Origin of the sequence: Nocardioides sp. zg-1308, assembly GCF_013155375.1 — a bacterium.
Classification (GTDB): Bacteria; Actinomycetota; Actinomycetes; order Propionibacteriales; family Nocardioidaceae; genus Nocardioides; species Nocardioides renjunii.
Window position 1 is genome coordinate 2,086,134 of sequence record NZ_JABJQY010000002.1, and the last position, 21,020, is coordinate 2,107,153.

Genomic DNA, 21,020 nt, shown 5'->3' on the forward strand with positions numbered 1-21,020 from the left:
CGGCTGACCCCTTCGGTTAGCCGGGCAGCTCGGCGTCGCCCGCGAAGACGGCGTCGAAGGACTGCTCCGCGGCCCCGAGGGCCGCGGCCCGGATGCCGAGCGTGCTCGGTCGCAGGTCGGGGCGCACCTGCACCTCCGAGGCCAGGCGCTCGTCGAGCGTGCGCCGGGCGGGCTCGAGCACCAGGTCGCCCAGCGGGGCGAAGTAGCCGCCCATCACCACCACCTCGGGGTCGAGCACGCTGCTGAGCATGGCGATCCCCAGCCCGACGTCGCGCCCCACCCGCTCCAGGCCGGCGCGGACGCCGGCGTCGGTGCGTGCGCGCGCGGCCACCGACTCGGCCGTGCGCAGCGGGGTGTCGAGCTCCGGCATCCCGACGGCGGCCAGCATCGCGTGGAGGCCGATGGAGGCCTCCCAGCAGCCACGGCGCCCGCACCCGCAGGGCGCGCTCGAGTCGCCGACCGGCATGTGGCCGACCTCGCCGGCGAAGCCGGCACCGCCGCGCATCACCTCGCCGTCCTGCACGATGCCGGCACCGATGCCGACGGTCCCGGTGAGGTAGAGCGCGTGGGCGGCGCCCCGGGCAGCGCCGTGGTGCGACTCGGCGTACGCCGCGCAGTTGGCGTCGTTGCTCACCTGCACGCGCACGCCCGGGAGCAGGCGGCCGAGGGCGTCGGCCAACCCGGCGCCCTCGACCGCGAGGTTGGGCGCCCACGCCACCGTCCGGTCGTCGCCCCGCACCAGCGCGGGCACGGCCAGGGTCGCGCCGACGGTCGGCCGCTCCGGCCCGGTGTGCCGGCGGACCACGTCGCGGGCGAGGTCGAGCAGCGCGGCACCGGTCGGGGCCGGCCGGACCTCGCTGTGGAGCACGTCGCCGGCCAGGTCGACCACGACGGCCGAGACGTAGTCGACGTTGAGCTCGAGCCCGAGGGCCACGAAGCGGTCACCGCGCAGCCCCACCGGGCGGCCGGGGCGCCCACGCGCCCCGGACCGCGCGTCCTCCTCGGCCACCGCGCCCTTGGCCTCCAGGTCGGCGACGATGACGCCGACGGTCGCCTTGGCCAGCCCGGTGTGCTTGGCCAGCTCCGCGCGCGTCGCCGGACCGTGCCGGCGCAGCGCGCGGAGCACGGCTGCGGTGTTGTGCCGGCGCAGCCCCTCGGTGGCGCTGGCCTGACGGATGGGCCCGCTCAGCGGACGCCGTAGAGGTGCTCGAGCGCGAGCTGGTCGAGCAGCTCGAAGCCGCCGCCACGCGTGGCCAGAGCCTCGGGGTCCGGGAGCTCGGCGTCGAGCAGGCCCTTCCAGCCCTCGGCGGCGTCGACGGTCGGCACGGCGAGCTCGGTGACCTTCGCGGCCTCCAGCGCGGCCTGCACCTCGGGGTCGGCGCGGAACGCCTTCACCTTCTCGCGCAGGATGAGGTAGTTGCGCATGTTGGCCTCGGCCGAGACCCACACGCCGTCCTCGTCCTCGGTGCGCGCCGGCTTGTAGTCGAAGTGCACCGGGCCGTCGTAGCCGCCCTCGAGGAGCGCGTCGACCACCCAGAAGGCGCCGCGCACGTTGCCCGCGCCGAAGCGGAGGTCCTGGTCGTACTTGGGACCGTTCTGGCCGTTGAGGTCGATGTGGAACAGCTTGCCGGCCCACATGGCCTGCGCGTAGCCGGCCGCGGCGTTCATGCCGGCCATCTCCTCGTGCCCGATCTCCGGGTTCACGCCGACGAGCTCGGGGCGCTCGAGGCGCTCGATGAACGCCAGCGCGTGGCCGATGGTCGGCAGCAGGATGTCGCCGCGGGGCTCGTTGGGCTTGGGCTCGATCGCGAAGCGGAGGTCGTAGCCCTGCTCGGTGACGTAGTCGCCCAGGAGGTCGAAGGCCTCCTTCATCCGGTCCAGCGCCACGCGGGTGTCCTGCGAGGCGCCGTACTCGGCACCCTCGCGACCGCCCCAGGCGACGTAGGTCTTGGCGCCCAGCTCTGCGGCGAGGTCGACGTTGCGCATCACCTTGCGCAGCGCGAAGCGGCGGATGTCGCGGTCGTTGTTGGTGAACCCGCCGGACTTGAAGACCGGGTGGCTGAAGAGGTTGGTCGTGGCCGTGGTGACGACCAGGCCGGTGTCCTCGAGGCCCTTCTTGAAGCGGGCGATGATGCTGTCGCGGGTGGCGTCGTCGCTGCCGAAGGGGATGACGTCGTCGTCGTGGAAGTTCACGCCGTAGGCCCCGAGGGCGGCGAGCTTCTCGAGCGCGTGGACGGTGTCCATCGGCGGGCGGGTGGCGCCGCCGAAGGGGTCGACGCCCTGCCAGCCCACGGTCCAGAGGCCGAAGGAGAACTTGTCCTCGGGGGTCGGGGTGGGGATCTGCGTGCTCATGGGATGCCTTTCAGTCGGTCCAGGGGGTGGTGCGGTCGCGCAGGTCGGCGTAGGCCTCGCGCACGTGCGGGGTGGGCTCGGCCTCTAGGACCGTGGTGCCGGGCGCCGGCCACTGCGGCGGCTCGGCGGTGCCGGCCAGCGCCCAGGCGGCCTGCCGCGCGGCGCCGAGGGCGACGTACTCGCCGGGGGGCGGAAGGGTGACGGCCGCGCCGAGGACGGCCGGCGCGAGCGCGCGGACGGCCTCGCTCCGGGTGGCGCCGCCGACCACGAGCAGGCGCCGCGGTGGCTGGCCGGTGGCCGCCACCAGCCGGTCGACCGCTTCGGCGAGCGAGCAGAGCAGGCCCTCGTACGCCGCCCGCGCGAGGTCGGCGCGGGTCGTGGCGGGGGTCAGCCCGGTCCAGGTGCCGACGGCGTCGGGCCGGTTGGGGGTGCGCTCGCCGCCGTAGTAGGGGAGCAGGGTGACCCCGCCGGCGCCGGGTGCGGACTCCAGTGCCAGGGCGGCGAGGCCGTCGTGGTCGACGCCGAGCCACCGGGCCTGCAGGTCGAGGATGCCCGCGGCGTTCATCGTGGTGACCATCGGCAGGAAGCCGCCGCTCGCGTCGGCGAAGCCGGTCACCGTCCCGGTGCCGTCGGCCACGGCCGTCGCGCTCACCGTGGACGCCACTCCGGACGTCCCGATGGAGACGAGGACGTCGCCGGGGGCCAGCGCCATCCCGAGCGCGGCGCCCATGTTGTCGCCGGTGCCCCCGGCGACGAGCGCGCCACCGGACGTCTCGGCGGCGACCGTGCCCGGCGCGACGACGCGCGGGAGGACGGCGTCGTGGCCGAGCGCCTGCTCGAGGAGGTCGTGGCGCCAGGAGCCGGCGGTCGCGAAGTAGCCCGTGCCCGACGCGTCGCCGCGGTCGGTGAACGGCTCGGTCCCGGGGGCGCTGAGGTGGCGTGACACGAAGTCGTGGGGGAGCAGGACGCTGCGCACCCTGGCGGCCCGGTCCGGCTCGTGGTCGCGCAGCCAGCGCAGCTTGGTGGAGGTGAAGGAGGCGACGAGCACGCTGCCGATCGCGTCGGCGCAGGCCTGCGGACCACCCATCTCGGCGATCAGGTCGCGCGCGGCGGAGGCCGAGCGGGTGTCGTTCCACAGCAGCGCGTCACGGACCGGGGCGCCGGTCTCGTCGAGGGCGACCATGCCGTGCTGCTGCCCGGCGACCGCGACGGCGGAGGCCTGCTCGAGCAGCCCCTCGGTCGCGGTGTCGACGGCGCGCAGCCAGGCGGCGGGGTCGACCTCGGTGCCGGGCGGGTGGGGCGCGGTCCGCTCCGCGACGACGCTGCCGTCGTCGGCGTCAACGAGCAGCGCCTTGGTCGACTGGGTCGAGGAGTCGATGCCGAGGACGAGGGTCACCCCGCTATTAAGTACGAGTCTCGAACTAAAGTCAACAGGTCCGGCACAGGTCGTGTGCGCCGCGGGTGCCACGGCGCGGTCCGTCATGTCATAACCTCGACGCGATGCTCCGCGCCCGCCTCCCACTCGCCGCCCTCGCGCTCCTCGCCGCACCGCTGCTGTCCGCGTGCGCCGGCGACGAGCCGACCGTCGCCCTGCTGGTCGCCGACGGCACCGACTCCTCGTCGCGCGCGGTCGACGTCGAGGCGTTCACCGACCGGGTCGAGGCGACCTGTGACGAGTGCCGGGTCGAGGTCTACGACGCCGAGGGCGACGCGGCCACCCAGAAGAGCCAGGTCCGCCAGGCCGCGGCGACCTCCGCCGACGTCGTCGTGGTGGTGCCGGTCGACCCCGACGACCTCGGCACCCTCACCGATGGCGAGCTGCCCGTGGTCTCGCTCGGTGAGCTGGTGCCGGGCTCCGACCGCTTCGTCGGCCTCGACGGCGGCGCCGTGCCCACCCAGTCCGGCACGGACCTCGAGGCCGCGCGCGACGTGCTGCTCGGCGAGGAGCGGTCGATGACCTACGTCCCGACCCGGGCGATGAGCGAGCAGGCGGCCGACGTCGCCGTGTCCTACCTCGCGGGGGACCCCGCCACGGGCGGCGAGGACGTCGACGGGGTCGAGTCGTGGCTGCACCGCGACCAGGACGTGACCGTGGACAGCCTCACCTCGGTGCTCGTCGCCCAGGGCGTGCTCACCCTCGACGACCTGTGCAGCGGCGCCACCGAGAAGCGGTGCACGAGGTTGGGCCTGAGATGACGAGCCTGGGATGACGAGCCTGAGATGATGGTGCCGCGATGATCGAGATCCTCACCCCCGCCCAGGTCGACCGAGCGCGCAGGACCGGCGCCCTCGTCGCCGACATCCTCCAGTCGCTCAAGCAGCGCAGCACGGTCGGCACCAACCTCCTCGACCTCGACCGCTGGACCGCGGAGATGATCCGCGAGGCCGGCGCCGAGTCCTGCTACGTCGACTACGCGCCGTCCTTCGGTCGCGGACCGTTCGGCCACTACGTCTGCACGGCGGTCAACGACGCGGTCCTCCACGGCCGCCCGCGCGACCAGCGCCTGCGTGACGGCGACCTGCTGACCCTCGACCTCGCGGTGCGGCTCGACGGTGTCGCCGCCGACTCCGCGATCAGCTTCGTGGTGGGGGACAGCCGCCCCGCCGGGGCCTCGGACCTGATCGAGGTCACCCAGGTGGCGCTGGCCGCCGGCATCGCCGCGGCCGGGCCGGGCGCCCGCATCGGGGACCTGTCGCACGCCATCGGCTCGGTGCTCGGCGGCGCCGGCTATCCCATCAACATGCAGTTCGGCGGCCACGGCATCGGTACGACGATGCACCAGGACCCGCACGTGTCCAACGACGGACGACCCGGCCGGGGCTACCAGCTCCGACCGGGCCTGCTGCTCGCGCTCGAGCCGTGGGTGATGGCCGACACCGACGTCCTCGTCACCGACGAGGACGGCTGGACGCTGCGGAGCGAGACCGGCTGCCTCACCGCGCACAGCGAGCACACCATCGCGATCACCGACGACGGCGCCGAGATCCTCACGCTGCCCAGCAGCTGATCCCGGCGCCGACGGGCGGTCAGTGCACCGTCTCCAGGGGCCGTTCGGCCTCGGCCTGGGTGAGGGGCGCGTCCTCCGCGTCGAGCTTGCTGGGCCACCACATCTTGCCGCCCAGGTCGAGGTTGAGCGCGGTGACCAGCACCGACCGCACGACGAGGGTGTCGAGCATGACCCCCAACGCGACGGCCACGCCCAGCTCGGCCAGGAACACTAGCGGCAGCGAGCCGAGGACGAGGAACGTCGCGGCCAGCACGATGCCCGCCGAGGTGATCACGCCTCCGGTGGAGGCGAGGGCGATGAGCGAGCCCCTGCGGGTGCCGTGGGTCGCCGTCTCCTCCCTGACCCGGGTCATCAGGAAGATGTTGTAGTCGATCCCCAGCGCCACCAGGAACACGAAGGCGAAGAGCGGGAACCCCGGATCGGACCCGGCGAAGCCGAAGACGTACTCGAACAGCAGCGCGGAGATCCCCAGCGCGGCGCCGAAGGACAGCACCACGGTGGCCATCAGGATCACCGGCGCCACGATCGAGCGCAGCAGCCCGATGAGGATCAGCAGCACCACCAGCAGCACCAGGGGCATGATCACCCAGCTGTCGCGCTCGGAGGCGATCTTGGTGTCGAGGTAGAACGCCGAGCCGCCGCCGACCAGTGCGTCGGCTCCGTCGACGTCGTGGGCCGCGTCGCGCGAGTCCTCGACGATGCCGGCGGCCGTGCTGGAGGAGATGTCGGCGTTGATGGTGGCCTCGAACCAGGACCGGCCGTCGGCCAGCGGCTGGACCTCGCCGGGCTCGCCGAGCCCGTCGATGCCCTCCAGGGACGCGATCACGTCCGGGGCCGCGTCGGTGTTGGTCACGACCTGGAGGGTGTTGGAGTTGTCGGCCAGGCCGTGGTCGGTGAGCAGCCGCTGGCCCTTGATGGAGTCGAACTCCTGCGTGTAGGTGTCCTCGGTCGACAGGCCGGAGGCGTCGAGCCGGAACAGGCCCAGGCAGGCCAGCAGCAGCAGGCCGGTCGTGGTGACCCAGACCCGGCGCGGGCGGTGGCTGATGGCCCGACCGACCCGCGCCCAGATGCCGCTGGAGGTGGGCTCGGGGCTGCCGAAGGCCGGCCGCTTGGGCCAGAACACCCAGCGCCCGCAGATGACCAGCAGGGCCGGCAGGAGGGTGACCATGACGAGGAACGTCACCGCGACGCCGATGGCGTTGACCGGTCCCAGGCCCGCCGTCGAGTTCAGCTCGGCGAAGGACAGGCACAGCATCCCGACCGCCACGGTGGCGGCGCTGGCGAAGATCGCGGGCGCGGCACGGTGCAGCGCGAAGGCCATCGCCTCGTGCCGGTCGGCGTGGCGGCGCAGCTCCTCGCGGTAGCGGGCGACCAGCAGCAGGGCGTAGTCGGTCCCGGCGCCGATCACCAGGATGCTCAGGATCGCCTGGCTCTGGCCGTTGACGGTCAGCCCGGCGTACTTGGCGAGCAGGTAGACGAGCCCGGTCGCGATCGTGTTGGCCACGACCGCGCAGATGATCGGGAGCAGCCACAGGACCGGGCTGCGGTAGGTGAAGAGCAGGATCACGATCACCACGGCCAGCGTGGCGAGGATGAGGTTGGTGTCGATGCCCTCGAAGGCCGCGGCGGAGTCGGCCGCCTGGCCGCCGTAGCCGGCCAGGTGCACGTCGCCGCCGTCGATCTCGGCGATGCCCCGGATCTCCTCCGCGGCGTCCGGGATCGCGTTCCAGCCGTCGTCACCGAAGTTGAGGACGAAGTAGAGGTAGGCGACCTCGCCGTCCTCGGCCACGAGCGTGGGCACCGGCGCGCCCTGGGCGGCCGCCTGCTCGGCGGCGGCGGGGGTCAGGACACCGGTGTCGGTCACGCCCTCGAGGCCGGCGATCTCCTCGCCGTGCGACTCCATGGCGGCGAAATCGTCCTCGGTCAGGCCACCGTCGCGGTGGTAGACCACGAGCGTCGGGATGTCGTTGGGGTCGACGGACTCGGACAGCTCGTCGAGCACCTTGGTGGACTCCGCCGACGCCGGCAGCCACGAGGACGCCTCGTTGTTCTGCACCGAGGTGAGCTTGGTCGAGAACACCCCCATGATGGCCGTGATGGCCAGCACGGCGGCGAGGACGATCCACTTCGTGACGGGGCCGGTCAGTGACCCGGCGATCTGACGGTGCATGCGTCCAGTGGAGCAGCCCCGCCGGGTCGCCCGCATCGGTAAAAACCCTGAGGTCTAGACAGGGTCGCTCGTCCGGCACGGACCGGATCGCTCGTCCGCCACGGACCCGGTCACTCGTCCGGCACGGACCGGGTCACCTCGTCTGGAGCTGGAACGGCGGGGCCAGGTCCGGCGCGCGGCGGGGTGCGACGGCGTACTCCATCGAGCCGTCCACGCCGAGGCGCACCACGGCCCACCTCCCGGCCTGGAACGTCACCACGAGGACGTGCGTGCGGTCCTCCCACACCTCGTCGAAGTAGACCGCCGAGCGTCCTCCGCGGTCCGCGGTGAAGGACCGGACGACCGAGCCGTCCCTCGTCGCGAGCAGGTCGAGGGTCGTCGGGCCGAACCCGTCGCCGTACGCCGGCAGGCCGAGGACGTGGCGGTTGTCCGGGCTCACGTCGGAGAACCGGTTGTCGCAGGTGCGCCAGCGCACCCTCCAGTCGCGCAGCATCGCGCTGCACGACCCGGTGTCGCTGACCGAGGTGATGCCGCCGAGCCACGGCCCGCGGCCGGTCGAGACGTGGCGCAGGTGCGGGGGACGGTCGACGATGCCGTGGGAGGAGGTGTACCAGCCGCGGGCCACGCCGTTGACGTAGACCGTGCAGCCGGTGCTCGACCCGTCCTCCTTGCAGTCCTCGCCGCGCAGCGCCACCGCGCGGCCCTTGCCGGTGACCGGGACGGGGTTGAAGGAGAGCACCCGGTCGCCCTCCTCGTCGATCGACCAGACCCGTCCGCGGCTGCCCGAGAACGCGACGGCCCCGCCCCGCGCGGACACGGCGAGCCCGTCGCCGGTGCGCCACGCGCGTCGTCCCGGGGTGCCGTCCGCGGCGTACCAGCGGGTGGTCGTGGGGCGCTCGCCCGCCGTCTGCACGACGTGGCCCGAGCCCATCGGGGCGATCTCGGTGACCCCGTCGGGCACCGGTGTGGTCGTGCCGCCGGCACCGTGCACCACGGTCCTGCCGGCGCGGCGCTCGCTCCAGGCGATCGCCGGGGCGGCTCCCTGCTCGAGGTCGCGGACGTCGAGCACGGTGCGCGGGGCGTCCTGGGTCGAGCCCGCCGACCCGGGTGCGAGCCCCGCCGCCAGCGCGAGCGTCGTCGCGAGGGCGGCACCGCGGAGCACGGTCCTCATGAGTAGAGGCCCTCCACCACGTCGGCGTACTTCGTCTTCACGATGCGGCGCTTGAGCTTGAGCGTCGGGGTGAGCTCCTCGGACTCGGCGGTCCACTCGTCGGGCAGCAGCTCCCACGCCTTGACCTGCTCGGGGCGGGAGAGCCGCTCGTTGGCCTTGTCGACGGCCGCCTGCGCCATCGCGCGGATCTCCGGCTTGGTGGACAGGTCCGCCAGGTCGGTGAACTCGACGCCCATCTTGGCGGCCACCAGGGGAGCGATCTCACCGTCGAGGGTGAGGATCGCGACGACGTAGGACCGGTCGTCGCCCAGGGCCATCGCGTGGCCGACGACGGGCGACTCCTTCAGGTAGTTCTCGATGTTGGAGGGCGCGATGTTCTTGCCCGCCGAGGTGATGATGAGCTCCTTCTTGCGGTCCACGACCGAGTAGAAGCCGTCCTCGTCGACGGTGCCGATGTCGCCGGTGTGGATCCAGCCGTCCCCGTCGACGAGGTTGCGGGTGGCCGCCTCCTGCAGGTGGTAGCCGGGGGTGTTCACCGGGCCGCGGCACAGGATCTCGCCGTCGTCGGCCAGCCGCACCTCGATGCCGGGGTTGGGCCGGCCGACCGTCCCGAGCTTGAAGGCACCGGGTCCGTTGGAGGTGAAGGCGCCCGTCGTCTCGGTCATGCCGTAGACGTCGTAGACGTGCAGGCCGAGGCCGCCCATGAACTTCGCCACCTCGAGCGGCATCGGCGCGGCGGCGCTGGCCGCCCACTGCACCTGGTCGAGCCCCAGGAGCAGGCGCAGGAAGGCGAGGATCGCCTCGTCGGCCTCCTTGTAGGCGGTCTCGACCTCGGGCGTGAGCTCGTTGCCGTACTCGTGGGCCTGGGTCCAGGCGAGCCCGGCGGCCATCGCGTCGGTGGCCATCTTCTGGTTGGCCGGGTCGGGGTCCTCGGCGAGCTTGGCCGAGATGCCGGTCTTGATCTTCTCCCACACGCGCGGGACCCCGAAGAACGCGGTGGGGTGCACCTCGCCGAGCGCCCCGAGCAGCCCGGCCGGGTCGGGGATGGCGTGCACGTGGCTGCCGAGGAACGGGGGAGCGTACGTCGCCAGCACCCGCTCGGCGATGTGGGCGAGGGGGAGATAGCTGATCCCGCGCTGCGGGCCCGCGAGCCCGGCGTGGTCCAGCGTCGAGACCGCCTCGTACATGACGTTGTGGTGCGTCAGCACGACGCCCTTGGGGTTGCCGGTGGTCCCGGAGGTGTAGAGGTAGGTCGCCGGGAGGTCGGGGGTGATGCGCTCCATCCGCTCCTCGACGCCGCTGGTGTCGTCGCCGTGCGCCAGGAAGTCGGCCCAGGTCATCACGCGCGGGTCGTCGACACGTTCGGCGTCGGACAGCATCACCACGTGGCGGACCGAGTCGACCTCGGCGAGCGCACGCTCCCAGCGCTGGTAGCGGTCGTGGTCCTCGAGGACGACCACCACGGGCCGCGACTCGCCGGCGATGAAGGCGACCTGGTCCTGCGCCAAGGTGTTGTAGATCGACATCGGCACCGCCGCGGCCGTCATCGCGCCGTAGTCGGCGAGCGTGTGGGCGGTGCGGTTGGCCGCCATGATCGCCACGGGCTCGCCGGTCGCCACGCCCAGGCTGACGAGTGCCGCGGCGACCCGCTGGGTCTGCTCCCACGTCTCGGCCCAGCTGATGGTGGACCACGTCTCGCCCTCCGGCACGTCGAACCGGTCCGAGAAGGCCGGTTGGTCGCCGAACCGCTCGGCCGCCTGCCGGACGGTGGCCGGCACGTGGAGGCCGAGGATGCGGGCCTCGTACTCCGCCCGGGCCGCCGCGACGTCGGCGGGGATCTCGTGGGCCATGGGTCCTCCTCGAGGCACGGGGTCCGCGCCACGGGTGTGGCGGGGGTCACATCATGGTGCCCGGCCCGCCGGGCTGGCTAGGGTCGAGCCGTGTACTCCGACTACGACGCGTGCTCCGTCTGCGGCTCCGAGGTCCGCCTGCTCGCCCACCCCGGCACGGCCGGCGACGACGCCGGGCGACCGGCAGGTCCGGACGACGGCGTGGTGGGTGCCGGCGACGACCCGGTCGACGTACGGGAGTGCACCAACCCGGACTGCCCGTCGCACCGCGACGGCGGGCCCACGCCCTGACCGGTCCGGCTCGGTAGGCCCGCGCCCGCTGGGTACCGGGGCGCCATGACGACACACGTCGGGGAGCCCCCGTCGGCCGCGGCAGGCCTCATGTACGGCATCGGGCTGGGCGGGTTCGTGGACGGGATCGTGCTGCACCAGATCCTCCAGTGGCACCACATGGTGAGCGCGACCGCCGACCACCCGGTGACCACGGTCGCGGGCCTCGAGGTCAACACGCTGGCCGACGGCTTCTTCCACCTCTTCTCGTGGTTCGTGGTGCTGGGCGCCTCGATCGTCACGCTGGCCCAGTGGCGCCAGGGCCGGCTGCCGCCGAGCTGGCGGTTCCACCTCGGCGGCGTGCTGGCCGGCTGGGGCGCGTTCAACCTCGTCGAGGGCCTCGTCGACCACCAGCTGCTCGGCGTCCACCACGTGCGCGACGACCTCGGTGGGCCGCTGTCGTGGGACCTGGGGTTCCTGGCGTTCGGGGCCGCCCTGGTCGTGACCGGCTGGCTCCTCGCGCGCTCCGGCGCGCGGTCGCTGGCCGACCGGTCGTGGGCGCCTACGCCCGTGGCGGGAGCCGGTGCAGCGTGACGTCGTGCAGCTCGCCGTCGCGTGCCGTCGCCGTCAGGTAGGTGCAGTGCGGCTGCCGGCGCCGGTCGGTGGGTGAGCCCGGGTTGAGCAGCCGCAGCCCCGTCGCGCTCGTGGTGTCCCACGGGATGTGGCTGTGGCCGAAGACGAGCACGTCCGTGTCGGCGTACTGCGCGCTCATCCGCTCCTCGCGCCCTGTCGCCTGCCCCGTCTCGTGGACGACCGCGAACCGGATCCCCTCGATCTCGACCCGCGCCACCTCCGGCAGCCGCTCGCGCAGCGCGCCGTGGTCGTTGTTGCCGTGCACCCCGACCAGGCGCCGGGACCGCTCCTCGAGCTCGTCCAGCAGGTGTACGTCGACCCAGTCGCCGGCGTGGACCACCACGTCCGCCTCCTCGACGGCGCGCCACACCTCGGCGGGAAGGTCGCGGGCACGCTTCGGCAGGTGGGTGTCGGCGATCAGGAGGAGTCGGGTGGACATGGGTCCAGTCAACTGCGAGCCGCCGCGTACGGTCGAGCCATGGCCGAGAACACCATCGACGACATGGTCGCCGAGTCCGCGCTCCAGCTGTGGTCGGCGGCGCAGACCGACTTCGACCCCTTCCAGGTCCCGTCCGAGGAGTGGCCGGCGACCACGGTGCCGGTCCGCGACGCCGACATCGCGGTCGACACCCGCCTCGACGAGGACGACGTCCGCGCCGCCCTCGAGCGGCTCGACGGCGTGAAGGTCGTGCTGGGCCGGGAGGCGGGGACGGTCAGCGTGCTGCGGGTGGTGCCGGAGGACACTCCGCTCTGACCTCGGCCCGCAGCTGGGCCTGCAGCTGGGCCTGCACCTCGGCGTGGCGCACCAGGAAGGCGCGCTCGTCGAGCCGCTTGCGGCGCAGCCAGCCCGTCACCTCGTCGTTGCACTTGCTGGCGTTGCAGGAGCGGCACGCCGGGGCGATGTTGGGCAGCGTGTAGCGCCCGCCGCGGGACAGCGGCAGGACGCAGTCCTTCTGCAGGGGCTGCCCGGTCGCACCGCAGTAGGCGCAGCCAGCCCACGCCTCCAGCAGGGCGGACCACTCGGTCTCGGTCAGGTCGTGCTCGATCGCCGACATCCGCCGCTGCCGTCGACGCGCGGCCCGGGCCCGCCGGGATCGGTTCACCGCCACCGGGGCAGCGTAGGCGCTCGGGGCAGCCGCTCAGGACAGGCGCTCGGCCAGGTGGACCGTGACCTCGTCGCCGTCGTTCTTCCCGATGCGGTCGCGGACCTTCCGGGCGACGGGGAGCTTGTGGGTGCCGTCGCCGAGGGCCATGAACGCGCCGCGGAACGGCTCGCCGTCGACCGTCCCGGCCACCTTGACCAGGCCGCGGGTGCCGAAGGCCTCGGCCGACCCGGGCAGCTGGACGCAGGTCCAGGTGTCGCCGGGGCGCACCTTCCCGAGGGTGGCGGTGAACGTGATGTCGATCGGTCCTTCGGTGCTCGCGGACATGCGGGGCTCCTGACAGTGGGTGGTGGTCTCAGCGGAAGGCGCCGACGATGGCGCCGAGGGCGACGAGCTTGAGGAGCCAGTCGGCGGCGTGGACGGTCGCCCTCCGGGTGCTGGCGCCTTCGTGGAACACGGACCCGGCCAGGAGGACGAGCGGCACCACGACCAGCAGCAGGCCGAGCAGCGCGCCGTCGCCGGCGCCGGCCAGGTCGCCGAACGCCATCACGCCGGCGAGCATGGCGGCCACGGCGGCGCTGCGGGCGAGCTCGACCACCGCGGTGAGCCCTCCCGTGCGGGCCGGCGCCGGGACCGGCTCGAGGTCCGGCATCGGGACGAGCGCGTAGACGACCCCGCCGATGACGAGTCCGGCGACGGCGGCGAGGGCGATGCCGAGTGCGGTCATGTCGTGCCTCCCGGGCGAGTACCATGCGGTACTGAAAACGTACGCCCGATGTCGGGTACCGTCAAGTACTGAAAGGGGGTGACGGTGGAGGCCAGCACGCGACGTCGCGGTCGCCCCTCGGGCAGCCAGGGCGACGACCTCCTGTCCGTCGCGCGCGCGGTGATGCTCGAGCGCGGCCTCGACGGCGCCACCGTGAGCGAGGTCGCCGCCCGGGCCAGGATCTCCAAGTCCTCGCTCTACCGCGAGCACGCGTCCAAGGACGAGCTCTACTCCGCGGTGGTGCGGGACTGGGCCGCCCGGGGCAGGGGAGCGATGCGACCGGCGCTCGACGCGCTGCTCGCCGCCGACGACGTGCGGGCCGGGCTGCTCGCGCTGGCGCGCACGGTGCAGGCCGGCGTCCTCGCCCCCGACGTCGTCCGCATGCGCCGCCTGGTCGCCGCGGAGTCGCTGCGGTTCCCCGAGGTGGCAGCGGGCTACGTCGCGGACAGCTGGGACGCCAACATCGCGGACCTCGCCGAGGCCCTGCGCGAGCTGGACCGGCGCGGTGCCCTCTCGATCGACGACCCCGCGACGGCCGCCCACCAGATCACCTGGTTGGCGGTGGGCGAGCACCTCAACGCCCGGACCCTGCAGGCCGGTGCCACGGAGGTGGATCCCGCCGACCTCGCCGCCGTCGCGGTCAGCGCCGTGGAGACGTTCCTGGCGCGCTACGCACCCGGACCGGGAGCCGGCGCCTGACCTAGGGTGGCCGCGGACGGTCGCGGAGGGGCTCCGCGCCCAGGGTGGAGGAACGACATGGTGGCGAGCCGTTCGGCGCGCGAGCGCAAGGCCGCGCGGGAGGCCGGACCGCTCGCCCGGGTGAGGATCGACCTCGACGGCGAGCAGCAGTTCCTCTACCGGATCAGCTGCACGTCCTGCACGGCACGCGGCGACCGGGCGTGGTCGACGCACCGCGCCGGTGGCGACAACGGCTACCTCGCTGCCATGGACCGTTGGTCGTTCCACCTCGTCGAGAAGCACCCCGGCGAGGATGCGCCGTGCCTGGCCTACCTCGCGGAGGCCCAGCAGCGGCTGCACGAGAAGCGCGGCGGGGACTGACGCCCGCCGCGCGGCGGGTCGTGGCTCATGCCGGGGCGACCCGGAAGACCGGCCACCCGATCTCGGTGCGCCAGGCGGCCGGGTCGGCGGTGTCCCGCGGCCCGACGACGTACGTCTCGCGCACCGGGCCGGCGACCGCGAGCGCGGTGGCGACCACCCAGGCGCCGACCTCGCCGTCGGTCACCTCGATGTCGTCGTGCGCCCCGACGTGGGTGGCCACGGCCAGCTCCACGGCAGGCAGCGTGACCGGGTGCACGCGACCGCGGCGCGGCGGCCGCTCCGCCGGCCGGTGGACGAGCGCGTGCCCGCGGTCGACCTCGAAGAGCGCGTTGTCGTAGAGCCCTCCCGGCGGGCCCGTCGGCTCGTCGAGCACCGCGTCGAGCACCGCGTCGAGCTCGGCCATCGCCCCGGCGTACCAGGCCAGGAGGTCGTCCCGACCCACCTCGCCCTCGATCGCCGCCACCGTGGTCGCCGGCACCGAGCGCAGCTCGACGTGCACCGGCGCGGGGTCCGGTCGCAGCAGCCGGCGCAGCGACGCGACCGCCGACCGGGTGCGCTCCAGCTCGGCCTCGAGGTGAGGAGGGCTCGCTCCGGCGCTCGTCCGACTGTCGGTGGGTCCTGCTTGGCTAGGGTCGGCCCATGTCAGCGGACGTCGTGGTGGTGGGTGCGGGCCTGGCCGGAGTGGCGTGCGCGTGCGAGCTGCGCAGGGCGGGTGTCGGCGTGAGCGCGGTGGACCGCGGCCACCGCCCGGGCGGTCGGATGGCCTCGCGCCGCCTGTGGGACCGGCCGGTCGACCTCGGCGCCTCCTACTTCACCGTCTCCGACGGCGGCTTCGAGGACGCGGTCGACGACTGGTCCCGGCGCGGCCTCGCCACACCCTGGACCGAGACGTTCTGCGTCCTCGAGGACGGTGAGGTGCGGCTCTCGAGCGGTCCCGCCCGGTGGGGCGCACCCCGCGGGCTGCGGTCGCTGGTCGAGGACCTCGCCGCCGGGCTCGAGGTCCAGAGTCGGCCGGTCGAGGACGTGGCCGATCTCGACGCGGCCGCGGTCGTCCTCGCCATGCCGGACCCGCAGGCCCGTCGCCTCGTGAGGGACCACCCCCTTGCGGCGAGCCTCGACCGCGACTGGGAGCCCGTCATCGCCGTGGCCGCTCGCTGGCCCGAGCGCACTTGGGACGACGTGAGCCCGAGCGGTCGCTTCGACGGCGCCTTCGTCAACGGCGACCCGGCGCTCGGCTGGGTGGCGGACGACGGTCGGCGCCGCGGCGACGACGCCCCCGTCCTGGTCCTCCACTCGACCTCCGACCTCGCCGGCCGACACCTCGAGGATCCCGCCTCGGCGGTCCCGGCCATGGTCGGGTCCGTGCGCCGCCTGCTGGGACTGCCGGAGCCGGCGGACACCTACGCGCACCGCTGGACCTTCGCCCGGCCGGTCGGCGAGCGGGAGGACCCGTACGCCCTCGTCGGCCGGCCCGCCGGACTGGTGGGGGTGTGCGGTGACGGGTGGGGCCCGAAGCCCCGGGTCGAGGCCGCCTGGCTCTCGGGTGTCGCGCTGGCACGCGAGCTGGTGGACCGGCTCTAGCCCTCCTCAGCGCGGCCGGAAGCCTGAGCACATGATCCGCAGGTGCTCGATCCGCTCCGCGCCGCGGTAGTAGGCCTGCTGCTCCGCGACGTAGGCGCCCGACGGGTTGGTCAGGTCGAAGCGGTAGCCGACGCGTGAGGTGTCGGCGACCTCGTCGCCCTCGGTGACCTCGACGACACGGTCGACGTGGTCGGACTCCTCGAACCAGGAGCCGAAGACCGCCTCGACGACGGCGTCCGGTCCGGCGCCCTCCCACAGGCGGCCCGGTGTCAGGCCCTTGAAGTCGACGTCGTCGGCGAGGAGCGCCCGCAGCGCTGCTTCGTCCCGGTCGGCGACGGCCTGCGCGAAGCGGACGCCCAGGCTCTGCCCCACCCCGGTCTCGGTCACCGGGACAGTGTGGCCCCGCGGAGCGCGGCCCGGGAAGGCCCTACGCCTCCTCGAGCAGGCCGCGGTCCTCGACCACCTCGAGGGCGAGCGTCCGGTAGCCCACCTCCTCGAAGAGGACCGTGACCCGGTCCTCCTCGACGTCGGTCACGGTCCCGGGCCCGAACTCCACGTGCCGGACCGTGCTCTGCACGGCGTACGGCTGGTCGGCGTCCGGCTCCTCGTCGGGGGCGGTGCCCGCGACGCAGTTGTCGCAGGCGCCGCACCGGGTGCGGGTGTCGGCGCCGAAGTAGCCGAGCAGGAAGGCGCTGCGGCAGCGGTCGGTCTCGGCGTAGGCCCGCATCATCTCCACGCGCGACGCCTCGAGCCTGCGCTGCGCCTCGGCCCGGGCCACCACGGCCTCGACGAGCCTGCCCACCGGGGCGTCCTCGGGCAGGTCGCCGGACGCGCGGGCCAGGCCCACCAGGTTCACGAGCCGGCCCGTCTTGCGCGGCCCGAAGTCGACGTGCTGGCTCACCTCCCGCGGGTCGTCGCTGCCGGCGGCCTCCAGCGCGGCGACGACGGCGCGGACGTCGGCCGGCTTCGGCACGGGCGTGGCGAAGAACCGCCCCAGCGAGAGGTCCTCGGGGCGGTAGGCGAGGACCGCCTGCGCCGGCTCGCGGTCACGACCGGCGCGGCCCACCTCCTGGTAGTAGGTGTCCGGCGACTCGGGCACGTCGGCGTGGACGACGAAGCGGATGTCGGGCTTGTCGATGCCCATGCCGAAGGCGGACGTCGCGGCGACGAGGTCCAGCCCGCCGTCGGGACCGTCGTCCATGAACGCCTCGTGCACCTCGGCGCGGCGCCGCTGGGGGAGCCCCGCGTGGTACGCCGCCGCGCGGTGTCCGCGCTCGCGCAGCGCGTCGGCGTACATCTCGGCCCCCTTGCGGGTCCGGCAGTAGACGATGCCGCTCCCGCCGCCCGGACCGACCAGCTCCGCGGACAGCTCGTCGACGAGCTCGAGGACGCGGTCCCGCTGCTCGTGGCCGTCGGCGAACCGCTCCACGGCCAGCGCGATGTTGTCCCGCTCGAAGCCGGTGACCACGACGCGGTGCCGTCGCAGGCGAAGCTGCTCGACGATGTCCTCCTGCGTCGGGAGTGCCGCCGTCGCGGTCATCGCGACCACCCGCGGCGACCCGAGCCGCTCGACGAGCTCACCGAGCCGCAGGTAGTCCGGTCGGAAGTCGTGGCCCCAGGAGGAGACGCAGTGGGCCTCGTCGACCGCGACGAGCGTCGGCTCGAGGGAGGCGACCTCGGCGAGGACCTCCGGGTTGGCCAGCTGCTCGGGTGAGAGTAGCAGGAACCTCACCTCACCCGCGCGGGCGGCGCGCAGCGCCTCCTCGCGGTCCCCCGCGGACTCCGCGGAGCTGAGCCGGGCGGCACCGATGCCGGCCTCGGTCAGCCCGTCGACCTGGTCCTGCTGCAGCGCGAGGAGCGGGGAGACCACGACGGTGCACCCACCGAGCAGCAGCCCGGCGAGCTGGTAGGTCAGCGACTTCCCCGCACCCGTCGGCGCCACCAGCAGCACGTCGTGCCCGTCGAGCAGCGCGCTGACCGCCTCCTCCTGCCCCGGCAGCAGGGACTCGTGGCCGAAGTGGTGCGCTGCTGCCTCCCGCACGCGGGCCGACCGTGTCGCCAACGCCTGTTCCTCCCCACCCGGCCGCCGGCCGGTCTGTCCGCGGAGGGTGGGGGTACCCCCGCTCGACCCGGCCCATGCGGGGCCGGCACGTGGTTGCGAGCCGTCGACGACCGCTCGATGATGGCCCCATGACCGCACCCTGGACGCCCGGTACGGTGGCCGTGCCCGGCGCCGTGCTCGCCTTCTCCGTGCTCGGCGACCTGGCCACCGCCACGCCCGACGCGCCGCCGCTCGTGCTGGCCGGGTCACCCATGGACAGCACCGGGTTCGGCAGCCTCGCCGCCGCGCTCGGCACCGACCGGGTGCTCGTGCTGACCGACCCGCGCAACACCGGCCGGAGCACGCGCGAGGACGACACCGCCGCCGTCACGCCCGAGGAGCACGCCGAGGACCTGCACGCCCTCGTCCGGACCCTCGACGCTGGCCCAGTCGACGTCCTCGCCTCGTCCGGGGCGGCCGTCAACTTCCTGCACCTCGTCGCCACCCACCCCGACGACGTACGCGTCCTGGTGGCGCACGAGCCGCCGATGACCGCGCTGCTGCCCGACGCGGACGCGATCGCGCGGGTGTGCGCCGACATGGTCGCCACCTACGACGCCTGCGGCCTCGGTCCGGCCATGGCCCGGTTCATCGGGCTGGTGGTGCACCGGGGCGAAGTGACCGGCGACGAGCCGGCCCCGGGCCCCGCGATGTTCGGCCTGCCGACCGACGACGACGGCTCGCGCAACGACCCGTTGATGGCCAACATGCGCGGCGAGGGCGTCACCCGCGTGCCGGACCTCGAGGCGGTGCGCCGCGCACCGACGCGGGTCGTCGTGGCGGTGGGGGAGGAGTCGGGCGGACCCACCGACGGCGAGGTCGCCGGCCGGTCGGCGTACGCGCTGGCGGCAGCGCTCGGGCAGGAGCCGGTGGTGTTCCCCGGCGGCCACAACGGCTTCCTGGGCGGGGAGTTCGGTCAGACCGGCAAGCCGCAGGAGTTCGCGGCGCGGCTGACCGAGGTGCTCGCGGCTACCAGGTGAGCTCGATCTCCACCTCGTTGGACTCGCCGAGCTCCACCTCCACCTTGAGGTTCACCTGCTCGGGCACGGAGACCGTGATGCGACCACCGTCGCGCAGGAACTCCACCGAGTTGTGCTTGGCGAGGGAGTCGGCGAGGGCGCGCAGCCTGGTCGCGGCCTCCTCGCGGGTCATCGTCCGGGTCTCGTCCATCTCGAAGAGGTCCATGGGGCCCAACCTAGCCCTCGCTCGACGTCACAGCCCCAGCATGCGCCCGATGATCTCCTTCTGGATCTCGGTGGTGCCGCCGTAGATCGTCTGGATCCGCGAGTCGGTGTAGGCCTTGGAGATCGGGTACTCGTCCATGTAGCCGTAGCCGCCGTGCAGCTGCACGCCCGCGTCCACGACCCGCTTCTGCAGCTCGGTGGTCCACCACTTCGCCATCGAGGCGAGGGAGGTGTCGACCTCGCCGGCGTTGAGGCGCAGCACGCAGTCGTTGATGAAGACCCGGGCGATGTGGGCCTCGGTGGCCATCTCGGCGAGCACGAACCGGTTGTGCTGGAACGACCCGATCGGCTTGCCGAAGGCCTCCCGCTCGCGGGCATAGGCCAGGCACAGGTCGAGGACGTGCTCGATGGCGGCCACCGCGATGCACCCGATCGAGATGCGCTCCTGCGGCAGGTTCTCCATCAGCGAGACGAAACCTGACCCCTCGGCGCCGAGCAGGTTCTCCTTCGGCACGCGTACGTCGGTGAACGACAGCTCGGCGGTGTCCTGGGCGTGCAGGCCCATCTTGGCGAGATTGCGGCCGCGCTCGAAGCCGTCCATGCCCCGCTCGACGACGAGCAGCGAGATGCCCTGGTGCCCGGCGTCGGGGTCGGTGCGGCACACGACGACCACCAGGTCGGCCAGGATGCCGTTGGAGATGAACGTCTTCGAGCCGTTGAGGACGTAGTGGTCGCCGGCGTCGACGGCCGTCGTACGGATGCCCTGCAGGTCCGAGCCCGCACCCGGCTCGGTCATCGCGATGGCGGTCACGAGGTCGCCGGAGACGCAGCCGGGCAGCCACCGCCGCTTCTGCTCCTCGGTGCCCAGCGAGGAGAGGTAGGGGACGATGATGTCGGTGTGCACGGCGAAGCCGGGGCCGGAGGCCCCGGCGCGGGCGGACTCCTCGGCGAGCACCATGTTGTAGCGGAAGTCGCGTATCCCCGGTCCGCCGTGGGCCTCGTCCACGTCGAAGCACAGCAGCCCGCGCTCACCGGCGCGGCGCCACACCTCGCGGTCGACGATGCCGTCTCGCTCCCACTGCGCGTGGAACGGCACCACCTCCTTGTCGAAGAAGGCGCGCGCGACGGCGCGGAAGTCCTCGTGCTCCTGCTCGAGGATGCTGGGGCGCTCAGGCATGGCGACGACTCCTGTCGGCGGGGTGGTCCCGCGGGGTGAGGTGGTGCGGCGGGGCCGCACCTACGGTGGCGGGATGGGTCTGGTGAGCACGTCGATACGCGCAACGCACCTCGTCACCAACGCCGCCTGGTTCGGTGGCTCGCTCTTCGGTGCGGTGGGCCTCAACCCGGCCGCGCGCGAGCCCGACACCCGGCGCGAGCAGGTCGAGGTCTCCGGCACCGGGTGGGAGCGCTGGGGACCGGTGCAGGGGGCGGCGATCGCGCTGCACCTGCTGAGCGGCATCGCGATCACCGCCGACAACCGCAACCGGGTCGCGGGGCACGCGCCCACGACCGTCACCACCGTCGCGAAGGCGCTGCTCACCGGCGCTGCGGTCGCCTCCACGGCTGCCGCGTACGTCCACGGCGAGCGCCTCGGACGCGCCGAGGGCGAGGACGGCCACCCGCGCGACCCACGCGCCGCCGAGCACGCGCGGCGCAGGCTGTCGTGGCTGCAGTGGGCCACGCCGGCGCTCACCGGCGCCCTGCTGGTGCTCGACGCCGAGCTCGGTGAGCAGCAGCGTGGGGCGGCGGGTCTGCTGGACCGGCGCTGGTGA

The 21,020-nt window shown here is 73.7% G+C and carries 25 protein-coding genes; 10 read left to right on the forward strand and 15 right to left on the reverse strand.

Annotated features, from left to right (window positions below; genetic code table 11):
- Positions 1-16: 16 nt before the first annotated feature.
- The 3 genes from HN031_RS11810 to xylB are packed head-to-tail and all read right to left on the reverse strand — an operon-like array spanning position 17 to position 3,748.
- On the reverse strand, positions 17-1,126 hold the full coding sequence (locus HN031_RS11810; RefSeq protein ID WP_172270099.1) for an ROK family transcriptional regulator: 1,110 nt from the start codon (positions 1,124-1,126) through the stop codon (positions 17-19).
- Positions 1,127-1,185: 59 nt separating this feature from the next.
- Positions 1,186-2,352, reverse strand: coding sequence for a xylose isomerase (gene xylA, locus HN031_RS11815; RefSeq protein WP_172270101.1), 1,167 nt, complete (start codon positions 2,350-2,352; stop codon positions 1,186-1,188).
- A gap of 10 nt (positions 2,353-2,362) precedes the next feature.
- Positions 2,363-3,748, reverse strand: a complete 1,386-nt coding sequence (xylB, locus tag HN031_RS11820; protein ID WP_172270103.1) for a xylulokinase — start codon at positions 3,746-3,748, stop codon at positions 2,363-2,365.
- A 104-nt stretch (positions 3,749-3,852) separates the two neighbouring features.
- Here xylB and HN031_RS11825 point away from each other — a divergent pair, with 104 nt between their 5' ends.
- Complete coding sequence (locus HN031_RS11825) at positions 3,853-4,548, forward strand: hypothetical protein (RefSeq protein ID WP_172270105.1); 696 nt, start codon at positions 3,853-3,855, stop codon at positions 4,546-4,548.
- 38 nt (positions 4,549-4,586) lie between these two features.
- On the forward strand, positions 4,587-5,360 hold the full coding sequence (gene map, locus HN031_RS11830; RefSeq protein ID WP_172270107.1) for a type I methionyl aminopeptidase: 774 nt from the start codon (positions 4,587-4,589) through the stop codon (positions 5,358-5,360).
- Positions 5,361-5,379: 19 nt separating this feature from the next.
- Here the strand turns inward: map and HN031_RS11835 are convergent, their stop codons facing one another.
- The 3 genes from HN031_RS11835 to HN031_RS11845 form a co-directional block, all read right to left on the reverse strand.
- Entirely contained in the window at positions 5,380-7,530 is a 2,151-nt protein-coding gene (locus tag HN031_RS11835) for an MMPL family transporter (RefSeq protein ID WP_172270109.1), read from the reverse strand.
- Positions 7,531-7,663: 133 nt separating this feature from the next.
- Positions 7,664-8,701, reverse strand: coding sequence for a hypothetical protein (locus HN031_RS11840; protein WP_172270111.1), 1,038 nt, complete (start codon positions 8,699-8,701; stop codon positions 7,664-7,666).
- Positions 8,698-10,551, reverse strand: a complete 1,854-nt coding sequence (locus tag HN031_RS11845; RefSeq protein WP_172270113.1) for a long-chain fatty acid--CoA ligase — start codon at positions 10,549-10,551, stop codon at positions 8,698-8,700. Before HN031_RS11845 ends, HN031_RS11840 begins: the two co-directional genes overlap by 4 nt.
- Positions 10,552-10,641: 90 nt before the next feature.
- Here HN031_RS11845 and HN031_RS11850 point away from each other — a divergent pair, with 90 nt between their 5' ends.
- Positions 10,642-10,842: a hypothetical protein gene (locus HN031_RS11850; protein ID WP_172270115.1), complete on the forward strand. Its 201-nt coding sequence runs from the start codon at positions 10,642-10,644 to the stop codon at positions 10,840-10,842.
- A gap of 45 nt (positions 10,843-10,887) precedes the next feature.
- Positions 10,888-11,415, forward strand: coding sequence for a DUF2243 domain-containing protein (locus HN031_RS11855; protein ID WP_172270117.1), 528 nt, complete (start codon positions 10,888-10,890; stop codon positions 11,413-11,415).
- Here the strand turns inward: HN031_RS11855 and HN031_RS11860 are convergent.
- Positions 11,384-11,893 (reverse strand): metallophosphoesterase, encoded by a 510-nt coding sequence (locus HN031_RS11860; RefSeq protein ID WP_172270119.1) that lies wholly within the window; start codon positions 11,891-11,893, stop codon positions 11,384-11,386. The genes HN031_RS11855 and HN031_RS11860 overlap by 32 nt on opposite strands.
- Before the next feature lie 39 nt (positions 11,894-11,932).
- On the opposite strand from HN031_RS11860, the gene HN031_RS11865 reads away from it, so the two are divergent.
- Positions 11,933-12,208: a hypothetical protein gene (locus tag HN031_RS11865; protein WP_172270121.1), complete on the forward strand. Its 276-nt coding sequence runs from the start codon at positions 11,933-11,935 to the stop codon at positions 12,206-12,208.
- Here the strand turns inward: HN031_RS11865 and HN031_RS11870 are convergent.
- From HN031_RS11870 to HN031_RS11880, 3 genes are read right to left on the reverse strand one after another with little or no spacing between them, the layout of a single operon-like run.
- Positions 12,168-12,563, reverse strand: a complete 396-nt coding sequence (locus HN031_RS11870; protein ID WP_172270123.1) for an HNH endonuclease — start codon at positions 12,561-12,563, stop codon at positions 12,168-12,170. The two genes, HN031_RS11865 and HN031_RS11870, sit on opposite strands and share 41 nt — an antisense overlap.
- Positions 12,564-12,593: 30 nt before the next feature.
- On the reverse strand, positions 12,594-12,884 hold the full coding sequence (locus tag HN031_RS11875) for a DUF1905 domain-containing protein (RefSeq protein WP_172270125.1): 291 nt from the start codon (positions 12,882-12,884) through the stop codon (positions 12,594-12,596).
- Positions 12,885-12,912: 28 nt separating this feature from the next.
- Entirely contained in the window at positions 12,913-13,284 is a 372-nt protein-coding gene (locus HN031_RS11880; protein ID WP_172270127.1) for a DUF1761 family protein, read from the reverse strand.
- An 84-nt stretch (positions 13,285-13,368) separates the two neighbouring features.
- Here HN031_RS11880 and HN031_RS11885 point away from each other — a divergent pair, with 84 nt between their 5' ends.
- Both HN031_RS11885 and HN031_RS11890 read left to right on the forward strand, forming a co-directional pair.
- Complete coding sequence (locus HN031_RS11885; RefSeq protein WP_172270129.1) at positions 13,369-14,022, forward strand: TetR/AcrR family transcriptional regulator; 654 nt, start codon at positions 13,369-13,371, stop codon at positions 14,020-14,022.
- A gap of 57 nt (positions 14,023-14,079) precedes the next feature.
- A complete protein-coding gene (locus HN031_RS11890) occupies positions 14,080-14,382 on the forward strand; it encodes a hypothetical protein (RefSeq protein ID WP_172270131.1) in 303 nt (100 codons plus the stop codon).
- A gap of 25 nt (positions 14,383-14,407) precedes the next feature.
- On the opposite strand, the gene HN031_RS21560 is transcribed toward HN031_RS11890, so the two are convergent.
- The gene (locus HN031_RS21560) at positions 14,408-14,881 is read right to left on the reverse strand and encodes a GyrI-like domain-containing protein (RefSeq protein ID WP_367650739.1); all 474 of its coding nucleotides are present in this window, start codon (positions 14,879-14,881) and stop codon (positions 14,408-14,410) included.
- A gap of 140 nt (positions 14,882-15,021) precedes the next feature.
- Here HN031_RS21560 and HN031_RS11900 point away from each other — a divergent pair, with 140 nt between their 5' ends.
- Entirely contained in the window at positions 15,022-15,963 is a 942-nt protein-coding gene (locus tag HN031_RS11900) for an NAD(P)/FAD-dependent oxidoreductase (RefSeq protein ID WP_172270133.1), read from the forward strand.
- Between the two features lie 6 nt (positions 15,964-15,969).
- Here HN031_RS11900 and HN031_RS11905 read toward each other — a convergent pair whose 3' ends face one another.
- Both HN031_RS11905 and HN031_RS11910 read right to left on the reverse strand, forming a co-directional pair.
- The gene (locus HN031_RS11905; RefSeq protein ID WP_172270135.1) at positions 15,970-16,350 is read right to left on the reverse strand and encodes a hypothetical protein; all 381 of its coding nucleotides are present in this window, start codon (positions 16,348-16,350) and stop codon (positions 15,970-15,972) included.
- A gap of 40 nt (positions 16,351-16,390) precedes the next feature.
- The gene (locus HN031_RS11910; RefSeq protein ID WP_172270137.1) at positions 16,391-18,025 is read right to left on the reverse strand and encodes an ATP-dependent DNA helicase RecQ; all 1,635 of its coding nucleotides are present in this window, start codon (positions 18,023-18,025) and stop codon (positions 16,391-16,393) included.
- 128 nt (positions 18,026-18,153) lie between these two features.
- Here HN031_RS11910 and HN031_RS11915 point away from each other — a divergent pair, with 128 nt between their 5' ends.
- On the forward strand, positions 18,154-19,044 hold the full coding sequence (locus HN031_RS11915) for an alpha/beta fold hydrolase (RefSeq protein ID WP_172270139.1): 891 nt from the start codon (positions 18,154-18,156) through the stop codon (positions 19,042-19,044).
- Here HN031_RS11915 and HN031_RS11920 read toward each other — a convergent pair.
- Positions 19,034-19,249, reverse strand: coding sequence for an amphi-Trp domain-containing protein (locus HN031_RS11920; RefSeq protein WP_172270141.1), 216 nt, complete (start codon positions 19,247-19,249; stop codon positions 19,034-19,036). The genes HN031_RS11915 and HN031_RS11920 overlap by 11 nt on opposite strands.
- A gap of 27 nt (positions 19,250-19,276) precedes the next feature.
- On the reverse strand, positions 19,277-20,425 hold the full coding sequence (locus HN031_RS11925; protein ID WP_172270143.1) for an acyl-CoA dehydrogenase family protein: 1,149 nt from the start codon (positions 20,423-20,425) through the stop codon (positions 19,277-19,279).
- An 82-nt stretch (positions 20,426-20,507) separates the two neighbouring features.
- On the opposite strand from HN031_RS11925, the gene HN031_RS11930 reads away from it, so the two are divergent.
- Positions 20,508-21,020, forward strand: a complete 513-nt coding sequence (locus HN031_RS11930; RefSeq protein ID WP_216652114.1) for a hypothetical protein — start codon at positions 20,508-20,510, stop codon at positions 21,018-21,020.

Bases quoted from the DNA above. Each gene is read 5' to 3' on its own strand.
- HN031_RS11875 (WP_172270125.1), bottom strand. From the start codon at position 12,884: ATGTCCGCGAGCACCGAAGGACCGATCGACATCACGTTCACCGCCACC.
- HN031_RS11840 (WP_172270111.1), bottom strand. From the start codon at position 8,701: ATGAGGACCGTGCTCCGCGGTGCCGCCCTCGCGACGACGCTCGCGCTG.
- map (WP_172270107.1), top strand. From the start codon at position 4,587: ATGATCGAGATCCTCACCCCCGCCCAGGTCGACCGAGCGCGCAGGACC.
- HN031_RS11865 (WP_172270121.1), top strand. From the start codon at position 11,933: ATGGCCGAGAACACCATCGACGACATGGTCGCCGAGTCCGCGCTCCAG.
- HN031_RS11835 (WP_172270109.1), bottom strand. From the start codon at position 7,530: ATGCACCGTCAGATCGCCGGGTCACTGACCGGCCCCGTCACGAAGTGG.
- HN031_RS11890 (WP_172270131.1), top strand. From the start codon at position 14,080: ATGGTGGCGAGCCGTTCGGCGCGCGAGCGCAAGGCCGCGCGGGAGGCC.
- HN031_RS11920 (WP_172270141.1), bottom strand. From the start codon at position 19,249: ATGGACCTCTTCGAGATGGACGAGACCCGGACGATGACCCGCGAGGAG.
- HN031_RS11845 (WP_172270113.1), bottom strand. From the start codon at position 10,551: ATGGCCCACGAGATCCCCGCCGACGTCGCGGCGGCCCGGGCGGAGTAC.
- HN031_RS11860 (WP_172270119.1), bottom strand. From the start codon at position 11,893: ATGTCCACCCGACTCCTCCTGATCGCCGACACCCACCTGCCGAAGCGT.
- HN031_RS11900 (WP_172270133.1), top strand. From the start codon at position 15,022: ATGTCAGCGGACGTCGTGGTGGTGGGTGCGGGCCTGGCCGGAGTGGCG.
- HN031_RS11825 (WP_172270105.1), top strand. From the start codon at position 3,853: ATGCTCCGCGCCCGCCTCCCACTCGCCGCCCTCGCGCTCCTCGCCGCA.
- HN031_RS11925 (WP_172270143.1), bottom strand. From the start codon at position 20,425: ATGCCTGAGCGCCCCAGCATCCTCGAGCAGGAGCACGAGGACTTCCGC.
- HN031_RS11855 (WP_172270117.1), top strand. From the start codon at position 10,888: ATGACGACACACGTCGGGGAGCCCCCGTCGGCCGCGGCAGGCCTCATG.
- xylA (WP_172270101.1), bottom strand. From the start codon at position 2,352: ATGAGCACGCAGATCCCCACCCCGACCCCCGAGGACAAGTTCTCCTTC.
- HN031_RS11915 (WP_172270139.1), top strand. From the start codon at position 18,154: ATGACCGCACCCTGGACGCCCGGTACGGTGGCCGTGCCCGGCGCCGTG.
- HN031_RS11880 (WP_172270127.1), bottom strand. From the start codon at position 13,284: ATGACCGCACTCGGCATCGCCCTCGCCGCCGTCGCCGGACTCGTCATC.